This window comes from Amycolatopsis sp. NPDC033938, from assembly GCF_055575975.1.
The window spans coordinates 35,663-49,540 of sequence record NZ_JBVIRO010000009.1 but is presented as its reverse complement, the minus strand read 5'-3'; the positions used below and the strand labels follow the sequence as shown (position 1 = coordinate 49,540).

Annotated in this window: 12 protein-coding genes; 2 read left to right on the top strand and 10 right to left on the bottom strand. The window is 69.4% G+C overall.

Going from position 1 to position 13,878, the window contains the following annotated elements; all coding sequences use genetic code 11:
* Nucleotides 1-44: 44 nt before the first annotated feature.
* From ACZ5ZX_RS22705 to ACZ5ZX_RS22665, 9 genes are read right to left on the bottom strand one after another with little or no spacing between them, the layout of a single operon-like run.
* Nucleotides 45-1,580, bottom strand: coding sequence for an isochorismatase family protein (locus ACZ5ZX_RS22705; protein WP_465503986.1), 1,536 nt, complete (start codon nt 1,578-1,580; stop codon nt 45-47).
* Nucleotides 1,567-2,229: an SRPBCC family protein gene (locus tag ACZ5ZX_RS22700; protein WP_465503985.1), complete on the bottom strand. Its 663-nt coding sequence runs from the start codon at nt 2,227-2,229 to the stop codon at nt 1,567-1,569. The genes ACZ5ZX_RS22705 and ACZ5ZX_RS22700 overlap by 14 nt, the downstream gene beginning before the upstream one ends.
* Nucleotides 2,226-2,741 (bottom strand): (2Fe-2S)-binding protein, encoded by a 516-nt coding sequence (locus ACZ5ZX_RS22695; RefSeq protein ID WP_465503984.1) that lies wholly within the window; start codon nt 2,739-2,741, stop codon nt 2,226-2,228. Before ACZ5ZX_RS22695 ends, ACZ5ZX_RS22700 begins: the two co-directional genes overlap by 4 nt.
* Nucleotides 2,738-5,161 carry a xanthine dehydrogenase family protein molybdopterin-binding subunit gene (locus tag ACZ5ZX_RS22690; protein WP_465503983.1) on the bottom strand — a complete coding sequence of 808 codons (2,424 nt, stop codon included), beginning with the start codon at nt 5,159-5,161 and terminating at the stop codon, nt 2,738-2,740. The genes ACZ5ZX_RS22695 and ACZ5ZX_RS22690 overlap by 4 nt, the downstream gene beginning before the upstream one ends.
* The gene (locus tag ACZ5ZX_RS22685) at nt 5,158-6,054 is read right to left on the bottom strand and encodes an FAD binding domain-containing protein (RefSeq protein ID WP_465503982.1); all 897 of its coding nucleotides are present in this window, start codon (nt 6,052-6,054) and stop codon (nt 5,158-5,160) included. The genes ACZ5ZX_RS22690 and ACZ5ZX_RS22685 overlap by 4 nt, the downstream gene beginning before the upstream one ends.
* On the bottom strand, nt 6,051-7,433 hold the full coding sequence (locus ACZ5ZX_RS22680) for an MFS transporter (protein WP_465503981.1): 1,383 nt from the start codon (nt 7,431-7,433) through the stop codon (nt 6,051-6,053). The genes ACZ5ZX_RS22685 and ACZ5ZX_RS22680 overlap by 4 nt, the downstream gene beginning before the upstream one ends.
* A gap of 32 nt (nt 7,434-7,465) precedes the next feature.
* Nucleotides 7,466-8,737: an FAD-dependent oxidoreductase gene (locus ACZ5ZX_RS22675; protein WP_465503980.1), complete on the bottom strand. Its 1,272-nt coding sequence runs from the start codon at nt 8,735-8,737 to the stop codon at nt 7,466-7,468.
* Nucleotides 8,715-9,512, bottom strand: coding sequence for a maleate cis-trans isomerase family protein (locus ACZ5ZX_RS22670; RefSeq protein WP_465503979.1), 798 nt, complete (start codon nt 9,510-9,512; stop codon nt 8,715-8,717). The genes ACZ5ZX_RS22675 and ACZ5ZX_RS22670 overlap by 23 nt, the downstream gene beginning before the upstream one ends.
* The gene (locus ACZ5ZX_RS22665; RefSeq protein ID WP_465503978.1) at nt 9,509-10,555 is read right to left on the bottom strand and encodes a 2,5-dihydroxypyridine 5,6-dioxygenase NicX family protein; all 1,047 of its coding nucleotides are present in this window, start codon (nt 10,553-10,555) and stop codon (nt 9,509-9,511) included. Before ACZ5ZX_RS22665 ends, ACZ5ZX_RS22670 begins: the two co-directional genes overlap by 4 nt.
* A 156-nt stretch (nt 10,556-10,711) precedes the next feature.
* Between ACZ5ZX_RS22665 and ACZ5ZX_RS22660 the strand changes: the two genes are divergently transcribed.
* The gene (locus ACZ5ZX_RS22660) at nt 10,712-11,221 is read left to right on the top strand and encodes a MarR family winged helix-turn-helix transcriptional regulator (protein WP_465503977.1); all 510 of its coding nucleotides are present in this window, start codon (nt 10,712-10,714) and stop codon (nt 11,219-11,221) included.
* A 257-nt stretch (nt 11,222-11,478) separates the two neighbouring features.
* Entirely contained in the window at nt 11,479-11,634 is a 156-nt protein-coding gene (locus ACZ5ZX_RS22655) for a hypothetical protein (RefSeq protein ID WP_465503976.1), read from the top strand.
* Nucleotides 11,635-12,180: 546 nt separating this feature from the next.
* Here ACZ5ZX_RS22655 and ACZ5ZX_RS22650 read toward each other — a convergent pair.
* A complete protein-coding gene (locus ACZ5ZX_RS22650; RefSeq protein WP_465503975.1) occupies nt 12,181-13,437 on the bottom strand; it encodes an HNH endonuclease signature motif containing protein in 1,257 nt (418 codons plus the stop codon).
* Nucleotides 13,438-13,878: the final 441 nt, after the last annotated feature.

Genomic DNA, 13,878 nt, shown 5'->3' with positions numbered 1-13,878 from the left:
TAGTGGAACCCGAGGTACCTGAAAACCCTTGTCCAGAACCCGAATCACCACTCACGAGCACCGCGCCGCAGCACGTCACGCAGCGCGCCCAAGGCTGCCTCGGGTTGGTCCCAGAACACCATGTGCCCGGCTTCCGGCACCTCGACGAACTCGGCGAGCGGGTTGGCCTCCGCCGCTTCGGCCGCGCCGGAGGCGGTGACGACCGGGCTGTCGCCGCCGTGGACGAAGACCGACGGCGCGGGCACCTTGGGCCAGTCGGTGAAGAAGTCCTCGGCTTCGAAACCGGCGTGGGTGGCGGCGATCGCGGTGCGGGAGCACGAAGACAGCCAGCGAGCGCGCAACTCCTGCTCCCGGCGCGGCCATCGCGGCCAGGAGCGCGCCACCTCGTCGGCGTCGGTGCCCCGGCGGGCCTGGTCGAGCTGCCCGAGGAACGCTTCGAGGGTAGTCGGGTACGGACCGCGTCCGGGGCCGCTCAGCGGAGGGTCGACGAGAATCGAGCCACGCAGCGGACAGCGGCCGCGCGCCGCGACCCTGGCGGCGATCCGCGCGCCCATGGAGTGGCCGAGCAGGATCGGGCGGTGCAGGCCGAGTCCCGCCACGACCGCTTCGACGTCCTCGGCGTAGCTCGCCAAGTCGTAGCCACGCAAAGGATCCGGCGCGTCGTCGGACAGCCCGCGGCCGCGGACGTCGAGCACGATCGGGCGCACCAGGTCGGTGAGTTCCCGCGCCACGAAGTCCATCGTCACGGCCGGGCTGGTGATCCCGGGCAGCACGAGCAGCGGGATCCCGTCGGCGGGGCCGTAGTCCAGCAGGTGCAGCCGGATCTCGCCCGAGCGCGTCCAGCGGCTGGTCGCGGGGACGGTACCGAGATCGGCCAGCGCGGGCTGCCCGAGGGTGCGGAGAGCCGGGGATGCGGCGGGACCGCTCAGATAGGCGAGGGCGTCCTCGATGGTGACGACGTCGGCATACTTGGCCTGCAGGTCGAACAGCGCGGCGTCATGCGGCCCCCGCGCGCGGTCACCGCAGGCTTCGCGGACGACGAGCGTGGTGAAACCGGACTGGACGGCGTCGACGGCGGTAGCCCGCACGCAGCCTGAAGTCGTTGCGCCACAGACGAGAACGGTGTCCGCGCCCAGGCCGGTGAGCAGGGCGGCCAGCGCGGTTCCGTGGAACGCCGACGCGCCTTTCTTCAGGACGAGATGGTCGCCTTCTCGGCGGTCCAGCCGGGGATCGAGGGCGACGGCGTCGCTTCCTTCGCGCAGGGCCCGCATTCCCGGTGCTTTCCGCAGCCAGGCGATGGCGTCCCCGTCCGATTCGGCGGGTGTATAGCTGATCGCCGTGTAGATCACCGGGACATCGCGTCGCCGGGCCTCGGCGACGAGGGCGGCCGTGGCGGTCACTTCGGCGGTGAGGTCCGCACCGGAAGGAAACCCGGGTTCGGTGAATCCCCGGGTCAGGTCGACGACCACCAGTGCGGGACGGGATCCGCGAGGCACGGAAGCGCCGAAGCCCGCCCGGTCGTAGACGCTGTCGGTCCCGGCGCCGTGCAGACCGGGGGCACGTTGCTCATCGACGGGCACGGTGCAGCTCCTTGATCAGTTTGTCCTGGGTGCGGATCCGGCCCAGCAGCCAGCCTTGGAACAACCCGAGCGCCGCGGCGGCCGCGATCGGGGCGTAGCGCTTGACGCCCGGCGGAAGCAGCATGGCCAGCCCGTCGAGCGCCTCGCCGCCCGCCGGATCCGAGCTGACGGGGACGGGACGCGCAGCCGGTACGGGCTCCCCCACCGGTGCTTGCAACCGGTCGGCGAGGTTGCGGGCGAACTGGTCGAGCAGCCGGGTGGAGACCGCGCCGATCGCGCCCTTGCCGAACTGGGCGAGCTTGCCGCGGATCGACAGGTCGGTGTGCAGCGCGATCGTGGCGCCGCCGGGGGCTTCGCGCACGGTCAGCGTCACGTCGGCTTCGGCGTCGCCGTTGCCGTGCGTGTCCGCTCCCCTGGCCAGCAACCGCAGCCTGCGTTCGCCGGTCGCGACTTCGGTGAACCGCACGGTGCCGGAGTAGGCGGCGGTGATCGGGCCGACCTTCACCTTCACCCGGCCGAGGTAGGCGTCGTCCTGCCGTCCGTCGAGGGTCGCGCCCGGCAGGCAGGCGGCCACGCGCTCGACGTCGTTGATCAAGGCGAAAACCGCGCCGGGGTCGGCCGGGACGGACAGCTCGTTTTCCAGTATCACCGTGTCGTCTCCTTTTCCGGGACGGGACAGCCGCCTGCGCAGCGCCGGCGGTCGGCGGTCGCCTCGACCGCGTCCACGATGGTCTGGTAACCGGTGCAGCGGCACAGGTTCGCCGAGATCGCCTCGCGGATCTCCTCGCGGTCGGCGTCCGGTCGCTTGGCGAGGAATCCCTCGGCCAGCATCAGGAATCCGGGGGTGCAGAAGCCGCATTGCAGGCCGTGATGGTCGCTGAAAGCCTGCTGCAGATCGGAAAGTTCGCCGTCGCGCCCCAGCGACTCGACCGTGCGGATCTCGGCCGTTTCCGCCTGCACGGCGAACATCAGGCAGGCGCGCACCGGTTCGCCGTCGACGAGGACCGTGCAGGCGCCGCACACTCCGTGCTCGCATCCGGTGTGGGTGCCGGTGAACCCGAGATCGTGCCGCAGGACGTCGAGGAGGGTCTTGCGCGGTTCGACGAGAGCCTCGTGCTCGCCGCCGTTGACGTTCAGGACGATCAGATGCCGATCGCTCATGACGGGGTGCTCGCTTTCTCACGGCGGGGCACGGAGACCGTGCTCGCCGCGTCGAGCGCGGCGAGCACGGTCTGCGGATGTACCGGCGTCGTGTCGAGTTCGATTCCGGTGTGCCGCAGCGCGTCGTTGATCGCGTTCAGCACGGCGGCCGGGGCGCCGATGGTGCCGCCCTCCCCCGCGCCCTTCGCGCCGTTTTCGGTGAACGCACAAGGGGTTTCGAGGTGGGAGACGGTGATGTCGGGGATCTCGGTCGCGGTCGGGACGAGGTAGTCGATGAAGCTGGCGGCCGACGGTTCACCGTTCCCGGCATAGGTGATCTCCTCGAACAACGCACCGGCGATGCCCTGTGCGATGCCGCCGCGGCACTGTCCGTCGACCACCTGCGGATGGATCACCACCCCGCAGTCCTCCACGCACGCGTAGCGCAGGATCTTGATCCCGCCGGTGCCCGGGTCTGCCTCGACGACCACGGCGTGCGTGGCGTTGGAAAAGGTGCCGTCACCGGGAACGTCGAAGCTCGCCGTGGCCGAAAGCGTCGGTTCGACGTCCTTGGGCAGCAGATGGCTGCGCAGGTAGGCCACGTCGGCGATCTCCTCGAACGACGCGCGACGGGCCGGGTCGTCGATCTGGACCACGCCGCCGTCACCGTCGAGACGGACGTTGTCCGGTCCGGTCTCGAGCAGATGCGCGGCGATCCGGCACAGCAGTTCACCGAGCTTGCCGGCGGCGAGGGACACCGCGGAACCACCGATCGTCACCGACCGCGAGGCGAAGGTCCCCCATCCGTATGCGATGCGCTCGGTATCGCCTTGGCGCAGCTTGATCCTGTCGATGTGCAGCCCCAGCCGATCGGCCACGATCTGCGCCAGCGTCGTCTCGTGCGACTGTCCGTGGTTCATCGTGCCGCTGGTGACCACGACGGCTCCGGTGGTGTCCATCCGGATCTCGGAGATGTCGAATCCGGGCACCACGGCCATCTTCCGTTTGGCGAAGGCACCAGACCCGTATCCGGTCCGTTCCGAGAAACAGCAGTAGCCGATGCCGACGTGCCTGCCTTCGGCGGCGGCCTCGTCCCGGATTTCGTACCAGCCTTCGTCGCGCAGCGTCGCTTCGGCCAGATCGAGCGACTCCCGGTACGTGCCGGGGTCGTAGGTGACGGCGTTGACGCCGGTGTACGGGAACTGGGTGATCACGTTGCGGCGCCGGATCTCGACCGGATCGAGGCCGAGTTCTTTGGCCGCGCGCTCCATGACCCGTTCGATGGCCATCACGTACTGCGGACGGCTCACCCCGCGGTAGGGCGCGGTCGGTGCCTTGTTGCTGGTGATGGCGCGACCGCGGACCCGGTACTCGGGCACCTGGTACACGCTCGGCATCTCGGCCGAGGCCATCAGCGGCTCGATCCCCGCGGTGAACGGGTAACAGGAGTAGGCGCCCATGTCGCAGACGACGTCGACGTCCAGCGCGGTGATCCGCCCGCCGGCATCGAACGCCGCCCGCGTGCGGTAGCGCTGTTCCCGTGCCAGGAACCCGGCGGTGAGCGCCTCCCGGCGGTCTTCGATCCACTTCACCGGGCGGTTCAGCCGCCGCACCGCCGCCGCGACCGCGATCTCCTCACGGCCGACCACGCATTTCTGGCCGAACCCGCCGCCCATGTCCGGGACGGTGACCCGCACGGTCCGTTCGGGAACGCGCAGGGAGCGGGCCATGGCGGTGCGCACCTGATGCGGTACCTGGGTGCACATCTGGACCAGCAACTGATCGTCGTGCTCGTCCCAGGACGCGACCACTCCGCGCGTTTCCAGCGGGAGCGCGTTCTGCCGTCCGCTCTTGGTGACGACCTCGACCACGCAGCCGCCGTCCGCGTGGGCCGCCTCGAACGCCGCGTCGACACCGGGTGTGTCGAACATCGACACGTCGAGCAGCACATTGCCCGGCGCCTCTTCGTGCACGAGCGGCGCCCCCTCGGCGAACGCCGTCTCCTCCGAGACGATCGCCCCGAGCGGTTCGCAGGAGACGACGGCGGCCTCGACGCCGTCCTCGGCGCTGTAGGGGTCGCGGGCGACGACCAGCGCGACCGGTTCACCGGCGAACCGCACCTTCTCCCTGGCGAGGATCGGCATCGCCGTCGGCGAGAACTCCTCGGGCGGCCGGTCGAGCAGGGCCACGATGTCGCCGAGGTCCAGGTCTGCCGCCGTGTAGGCGGCGACGACCCCCTCCACCGCCAAGGTGGCCGACAGGTCGATCCCGGTGATCCTGCCGTGCGCGACCGTCGACCGGACGAAGGCCGCGTGCAGCATCCCGGTCAGCTGGATGTCGTCGACGAACCGTCCTCGGCCGCGGAGCAGCCGCGGATCTTCGCGCCGGGGCACCGAGGCCCCGACCCAGCGGCCGTTCCGCCCGTCGAACCGTGGAGTCATCGCGTCTCTCCTTCCCACCACGCCTGTTCCAAGGCCTTGGTGACGAGCGTCCGGGTCAGCCGTCGCCGGTAGACAGCGCTCGCGGCGGCGTCGTCGGGAGGGTCGATGGCCGCCGCCGCGGCCTCCCCGCACGCGGCGAACAACTCTGGCCCGGGGACGCCTCCGGCGAGCAGCGCCTCGGCCTCAGGCACCCGGACCGGTGCCGGCGCCACCCCGCCGAGCACCACCCGGCCCCCGGTCAACGGCTCCCGAGCGCCGTCGGCCGCGACGTCCAGGCTGACCGCGGCGTCGACGATCGCGAAGTCGCCGTGGCGCCGGGCGAACTCGGTCAGCGCGGCCCGGGGCGACGGACGGGTGAACCGCACCGCCGTCACGACCTCGTCCGGTTCGATCGCCGTGGTGTAGAAGCCGAGGAACATCTCCCCCGCCGGGATTTCCCGGCGTCCGCCAGGACCTTCGGCGACGATCACGGCGTCGAGCAGCAACGCGAGCAGACACCATTCCGCGGTGGCGTCGCCGTGCACGACGCTGCCCGCCACCGTGCCGCGGGAGCGGATCGGCAGGTGCCCCACCCACCGCATGGCGCGGGCGAGCACGGCGAAGTCCGGCCCCAGTGCGGAAGCGGAGGTCTCGACCTTCCCGTGGGTGACCAGCGCGCCGATCGTGAGCCCCGAATCCGTGCGCCGGAAGGAGTTCAGCGCGGGATCCCGGCGCAGCGGTCCCAGATCCACCAGAGCGGTCGGCCGGGCGAGCCGGAAGTTCATCATCGGCATCAGGCTCTGCCCGCCGGCGATCACCTTCGGCTCCTCCCCCGCCGCGGCGAGCTCTTCGAGCAGACCGATGGCGTCGGAGACGTCGTGCGCCCGGTGGTAGCGGAACGCGGCGGGCTTCACGCGGTCGTCCTGGCCGCCGTCTCGGCCGGGACCACGATCCGGTCGAGTTCGCGGCCCCGGGTCTCCGGCGCGCCCACCATCATGAACACGACCGCGGCGACCACGAGGACCCCGAGCACGGTGAAGGTGAGGGGCAGGCCGAGCACCGGCCACAGGACACTGCCGAACAGCAGTGGCGCGAAGCCGGTGATGGCCCGGCTCGACGACGACGCCCAGCCGAAACCGGACGCGCGCAGCTCGGTCGGGTAGAGCTCGGAGACGTAGGCGTACATCACCGGGATGACCACCAGCGCGAACATGCCGAACGCGCCGATCGCCACGACCGCTCCGACGGGTGAGCCCAGCAGCAGGGAGAACACGACAAGCGACAGTGCCGCGAGCGGTCCGGCGATCACGATGACCCGTTTGCGGCCGATCCGGTCGACCAGGAGCACGGCCACCGCGACCCCGACGATGCCGGTCGCGTTCATCAGCGCGGTCGAAGCGAAGGCGGCGATCTGCCCGAATCCCTGCGCCCGCAGGATCGACGGCATCCAGCTGAGCGCGGCGTAATAGACCAGCATGACACTGATGAACAGCGACCACGCGACCGCCGTGATCCGCGGGCTGAACGCCCAGACGCGGCGCAACTGGTCGAACGCCGCCGCGATCGCGCCACCACGGGTGTCCTCGACGACCGCGGGCGGAACCGAGTACGGCTCGGGCGCCGCCCCGGTGCGGCGGACGAGATCGTCGATGACGGCGCGCGCCTCCGCTTCACGCCCCTTGCGCACCAGGTACAGCGGCGACTCCGGGACACCGCGCCGCACCCAGAACAGCAGCAGGGCGGGCAGGATCATCAGGACCAGCATCCACCGCCAGTTCCCGGAAACCGGGACCAGCAGGGTCGCGGTCACGGCGGCCAGCGTGGTGCCGACGGGCCACCAGCCGTCCATCGCCGAAAGCACCCGCCCGCGATGGCGGCGCGGCGAGAACTCGCTGACGATGGCGTAGTCGACGGGAATGCAGCCCCCGAGCCCGATACCCGCGAGGAAGCGCAGCAGCAGGAACGTCTCCACATTCGGCGAGAGCGCACCGAGGACGGAGAACAACGCGAACAGCAGCAGCGTGACGCTGAACGCCTTCTTCCGGCCGATGCGGTCGGCCACCGTGCCCCAGATGACCGCGCCGACGGCCATGCCGATCAGGTTCGCCGTCGCCACCAGGCCCTTCTGCCCAGAGGACAGCGCGAACTCCGCCCCCACCAGCGGGGTGAGGAACCCGTTCAACGCGACGTCCCAGGCGTCGAACATGTATCCCAGTCCGCCGATGAGGAAGATCTTTCCCTGCACGCTCCAACGCCAGGGCAGATCCTGGACGATTTGATCTCCAGTGCGCATGAATCGCTCCGTCGCGCCGTCCAGTCCGCGCCTCAGCGGGCGAACTGGTAATGGATGGACTCGGTGTCGGGGTCGGTGAGCGGGCTGCCGTTCCACAGCCAGTCGTAGGACACGTCGGATTCGCCGTCGAACCGCCGCAGTTTCTCGTCACGTTCGCGCTGCTCGGGACCGTCCGGCAGATGGTAGAAGCTCATGTTCTGCAGTGACGCGTCCTGAACCATGCCCGCGTGCTTGGCGCGCCGGTCCACGTAGCGGACCAGGGCGCCGTCGATCCCGTCGCGTGTCACGCGCCCGAGTTCCTCGGCGAGCACCGCGGCGTCTTCCATCGCCTGGGAGGCGCCTTGGGCCTGGTAGGGCAACATCGCGTGGCAAGCGTCGCCGAGCAGGGCGATCCGGCCGTCGACCCAGACCGGGTCGCGGCGACGGCGGTACATCGCCCACACCGAGACGTCCTCGTCCTTCGCCTTGGCCAGCATGGTCGGAACGCGATCGTCCCAGCCCCGGTACTCCGCGGCGAGTTCGGCGGCGGTGGCGGGCCCGCTCCAATCCCTGGCGATCGTCTCGGTGCACGGCACGATCGCGACCACGTTGAGGTACTCCCCGCCGCGGATCATGTAGTGCACCAGGTGTTTGTCCGGGCCGTACCAGATCGTGGAGTGGTACCGGTCGGCCAGGAAGCGCGTCGCCGGGTCCTGCGCGATCAGGTCCCCGGAGATGAGCGCCCGGTAGGCCATCTCCCCGGAGAACGCCAGCGTGTCGTCGAAACCGGCGAGATCGCGCACCGCCGAACGGATCCCGTCCGCGCCGACCACCACGTCACCCGCGAACCGGCGGCCGTCGGCGGTGAGCACGGCGGGCCGCTCCGGCAGCGAACGGTCGAGTTCGACCACCCGCGCGCCGGTCGCCACCCGCACCACCGGACCGGCACCGTCGGGGTCGAGGCAGGCGTCCAGCAGGACCCCGTGCAGGTCGGCCCGGTGGTAGTGCCAGTAGGGCGCGCCGTACTGGTCGATCACCCGGCGGCCGAGTGACAGCTGAGCGATGATGCTCCCGTCGGCCCAGCGACGGCGGACCTGGTCCTGTGGCTCGGTCCGCACCCGCTCGAGCCGGGAGCGCAGGCCGAGCCCGATGAGGATCCGGCTGGCGTTCGGCGCGGTCTGGATACCCGCGCCGATCTCGCCGAGTTCCGGTGCCGCTTCGACCACGGTGACCCGCAGTCCCCGCTGCCGCAGCGACAGCGCCGCGCAGAGCCCGCCGAGACCGCCACCGACGACAACGACTTCAAACGACTGACTCGCGGCCATGCCCGCCTCCCGTCTTCGTCAGGTCCCCGGCACCACTGAGCAACTTCCCGGCGCCCGGCACGCGGGGCTCGACGCCGAGTTCGGACAGGATCCGGAACGTCGTCGCGGTCGCCGCGGTCAACACGGGGATGCCGACCTCGTCCTCGACCGGCTGGATCGCGGGCAACGAGGGCATCTGGACGCAGGCCGAGAGCACCAGCGCGTCCACATCGGACAGATCGAGTCTGCGGTAATGCTCGCGCAGGTCGGCCGGATCCAGCCGGGCGACGGCGAGATTGTCCGGCACCTCAAGGGAAAGCGCGTCGGCCACCTCGATACCCGCGTCCTCGATGTAGTCCGCCACGGCCTGGGTGAGCGGCTTGAGATAGGGGGTGATGATGGCGACCTTGCGAGCGCCGAGCGCGCGGATCCCGGACAGCAACGCACCGGCGCTGGAGACGACGGGAGCGTCGCTGCCCTCGGCGCGCAGCACGCTCGTGATGTCGTCCTCGGCGGTGCAGTGATAACCGGGCCCCTGAGCCATGATCGCCACCAGGCAGGCGGTGGCGACCACGTCCGGCCGGGCGTCGGCGAGTTCCGCGGCCGCCCGGCCCGCCTGCGCGTTCATCGCCCGCAGCTGTTCGGGTTCGACGTGCCGCATCCGCGCCCGCGCCGAGTGGAAGACGAACCGGTCCCCCGGCTCGGCCTCTTCCCTGGCCCGCAGCATCCGCGGCAGCTCGGTCTCCATCGTGAGATTCGAGCTGGGCACGATCATCCCGATGTGATGGTCGCTCATCGGCGACCGGCCGGACGCATCTCGGGCACGGTCAGCTCACCGTTGTCGACGATCAGTTCGTCGTCCAGGTAAAGGGAGTTGCCGCGCATCGGGATGTCGAAGTGGCAGGGCGTGTCGTTGGGGCCGCCCAGTTCGTTGTTCGGGCCGATGGAGAACATCACGTTGCCGTAGAAGCTCCGCAGTTCCATACCCATTCCGCCGGGGAACTGGGTCAGGCCGTGCCAGTGCGCACGCTCGTCGAGCCCCCAGCCCACGTGGCTCATCCCGTAGCCCCGGGGGTCGTCGAAGCTCTCGATGTAGGACCGCAGCAGGTCCGCGTCCAGCCCGGACGACCCGGCGCCACCGCGGATGTCCCGGATGAACCCCGCTTCGATGGTGATCTCCACCGGAGTCTGCACATAGGTGTTGAAGGGCAGCAGCACATCTCCCGGCGAGAGCACGATCTTCCCGTCGACACCGTCGTCGGCGCCACCGGTGAACACGAACGCCGCCGGCCAATGATCCCAGCGGCCGGGGGTGTCGGTGTAGCCGTACTCGGACAGCGTCGGGTACACGCCGAGCCGATAGGTGACGTCGGTGCCGGCCGGACTGGTGATCCGCATCGTGCCGGCCTTGGCGAGCAGCTCGGCCCCGATCTCCACTCGCTCACGCAGTTCCTTGGTGGGCATGAGCCGGGCCAGCAGCTCGGGCGGTTCGACGGCGGTCAGGATCCGGGTGCCCGCGTCCTGGATGGCGAACTGCTCCTTGCTGAACAACAGGAACGTGCAGTCGACCACCATGTCCACGCTCTTGAGCGCCTCGACCGCGAGGGGGATGTTCCCGAGCCCCGAGTCGCCGACCGCCCACGCCCCCGCCGCACTGGCGGGCGACGGCAGGCGCAGATGGAACGCCGCCGCCCCGAGCTGCTGGGCGGCCCACAGGAAAGCGTCGGCGTACTCCGCCCGCTCGTTGCCCCGGGTCAGCACCGCCACGGTCTCACCCTCGCGCACCCCCGAGAAGGTCAGCTGGCGCAGGCAGATGTCGTTGAACAGGTTCTGGTCCATCGTTGACCACCTCCACAATCATCCGAACACGTATTATCCGGATACGCAATAGTCTGCGCGGGTTCTCGTCCGGACGCGGCCGCATTGCGCGATCGTCCGGACACGTAGGATCACGACGGGCCCGGACAGCGGGCCGAGCCGACAAGGGAGACGACGATGGGTGAACCTGCCCGCACGGGCCGACGCAGGGACGACGGACCGGCCGTCACTCCCGAGCCGCCGTCCGACCTGCTGGCCGCCCCCGGCTACGGTGCCCGCCGTCTGTACCAGGCCTATCTCGCCGCCTGGAACCGCCACGTGGACCCGGTACTGACCGGTCCGCAGTTCGCCGTCCTGTCGGCGGTCCGTGCCTATCCCGGCAGCGACCAGAGTTCACTGGCAGGAGCCGTCGCTCTCGACACCTCGACGATGGCCGACCTGTGCCGCAGGCTCGAACGGCGAGGCCTCATCCGCCGCGTGGAGTCGCCGCACGACGCCCGGCGCAAACTGTTGTCGCTCACCGACGAAGGCAAAGCGGTTCTGACCCAGGTGAACCGGCGCGCCCGCAAACTCGACAAGGCCCTCCTCGAAGGCGACGGCGCCGCCGGGGACATCGACATGGCGGCGCTGCTCAACACACTCGGTGCGCATTGGGAGCGGATCGCGTCGGTCGACAAGCTGCGCTGAGCCCGGGTTCGTGTTCTTCGCCAGAGACGTAGGCGGCGGAAAGACTGGTTGGCCTTGGCGAGGGTGGTTTAGTCCTTTGTGCAGTGAGGGCGAAGCACCAGGCCGAGACTCCGACACCGGCGCGAGGGAGGGGGCCGGATGTTCGGCTCGAAGAAGCTCAACGGTCTGATGGCACAGTGATGCGCGGAAGCGCAATGCGGAACTGCGTACGGGGGCACTTGTGCTCGGCGTTCTCGTCGACTGGCGACAGTCCGCGTGTGGTACTGATGCTCGACGTGGAGACCGCCGGAGGCATCCAGTTCGGCGGTATCGCGGACGGAGACCTCACGATCACCGGGCTCACCCGAGGACAGACGTTGCCCGTGCGCTACCGGCCGGCCGTCATGGACCACTACGTCTCCCTAGGTCTCTGACAAGATCGCGAGCGGCAAGCGGAAGCCCTTGGCCGGGCACTGCGGACTGTCGACGAAAGACCCATCCGCTCGTCGATGACAACGGGCTGCCTCAGGCCGTGCTGATCGCTCCCGGCTCCCCGATGCCGCTGACTGGAGACAAGGCGGGTGCGTCCCGCGTCATCCTCAAGCCCGGAGACCAGCAGGGCACCGCAAACGGCTGCGGACTCACCGCCGACAATGCTTGCCGATCCCGAAAAGCCTGACCCGAAGCCCCTGGCCGGACGCCGCAGGCTGTCGACGAAGCGCTCGTCGATGACAACAGGCCACCTCTGGCCATGCTGATCACTCCCGGCTCCCCGATGCGCCGGCCGGAGACCGCGGCCCGCGCGATCCGACAACACCCGCGCGAGCGCCGCCTCAAAGCCGTCATCCTCGAACCCAGACACGACCGCAGGCTCACGGCCGACAACGCTGACCGACCCGAGAAACGAGCGATCCGGTCTGTGGGCATGCCGAGGGGCCCGTCGCCGGTGTGGCTGGCGGGCTCCTCGGGTCGTGCGGGGGTTAGGCGGCGTGGTGGAGGGTGTTGCGCCTGGGTCTTCGTATCGGGTCTAAATATTGGGGTGGTGTGAACTCGGGTAGCCCGTCGGGGGCCATGCGGACTTCCCAGTCGCCGTGGTGGATCAGTCGGTGGTGGAAGCCGCAGAGCAGGGTGAGATTCCGTAGGTCGGTGGGTCCGCCGTCGGCCCAGTGATCGATATGGTGGGCGTGGCAGTGTTTCGGCTGCCGATGACAGCCCGGGAACGCACAACCCCGGTCGCGGATGTTCAGCGCCCGTCGTTGGCCTGGGGTGACGAACCGTCGCAGCCGCCCCATGTCCAACGGTTCTCCGGCGGCGCTCAGCACCACCGGCAGCATCAGGCAGTCACAGGCGGCGAGTCGTGCTTCGCGGGCGGTCATCTCCCCGACGAAATCCAGACACGCGGTCCCGATCCCGGACTTCAGCTCCTCAAGCCCGATGGTGACGTGCACCAACGTCCGGTAACCGCTGGTGCCGGGCTGGTCCGGGCAGGCGATCGCCAGATCCAAGACCTCGGCAAAGGCGTCACCCTGGCGTTCCGCCTTCGTGCGGGGATCCGCTTGGCCGAACTCGTCGACTGGGCGTGGTTTGGCGTAGGCGTCGAGTACGGCGGCGGTGCGGGCGCCGAGTTCATCGTCGAGGAGGCCGGTGAGTTTCCAGAAGCCGTCCTTGCGGCGCTCCAGGCTGACTTCCCGCGAGGGCTGGGCCGGTTCGGGGTCCTTGGGTTCCTTACCGTCGGGGTCGAGCCAGCCCAGCAGGTTCTGCTCCGCCTTCCCGAGCTGTTTCGGCCCCGCCTCCCGGGCCAGATCAGCCAGGACCTTCTCCGCATACTCCCGATCCTCCGGAGACACCTCCGCCGGGATCTTCTTCAAGATCTCCAGGATCTGATCGATCCGGTGCTCTCCGATCGCACCCTCAGCAGCCGCCGCGGCGGTCGCGGGAGCGAACGCCGGGGTCTCGGTGCCATCAAGTGCACGGGTCGGGTTCAGCGCGATCGCGCGGCGCACGATCGCGCCCGCTTCACCCCGGGTCAGCCCCGCCACGTCGGCGAGCCATGACGCCGTGGAACCGTAGCCGTACAAGTCTTTCGGGCCCCGGGACTCGATCTCCGCCAGAAACTGCCCCAGCGCGGCGGAGGCGATCCGGATCACCTGCAGGGTCTGCTGCACGCCATGGGCAAGCTCGAGCCTGCCGGCACGCCACAACTCCTGCGGGAGTTCAGGAAGAAAAGTCTCGGACACCCCTCGATAATACCAAAACCGAACCGAACAGGTGTTCGTAATTTTAAGCAACAATGAAGCGGTGCATTGACCACTGAAGGGTGATAGCACCAGGTCAGGCGGCCACGTTACGCGACACCGCACCCGGGGGGTCAACAGAGAGATGAGACGATTTCGTATTGAGGGGCAACCTCACTGAGAGCAAGTCAAATGCCACACAACCCAGCGATCTCGCAAGCAACTTCCCTTCCGACTTCACTGAAGAGCCATAACACCAGGCCAAGCGACCACATTACGCGACACCGCACCCAGAGCCCCCAACAGAGAGATGAGACGATTTCCCATCGAGAGGCAACCTCACTGAGAGCAAGTCAAATGCCACACAACCCAGCGATCTCGCAAGCAACTTCCCTTCCGACTTCACTGAAGAGCCATAACACCAGGCCAAGCGACCACATTACT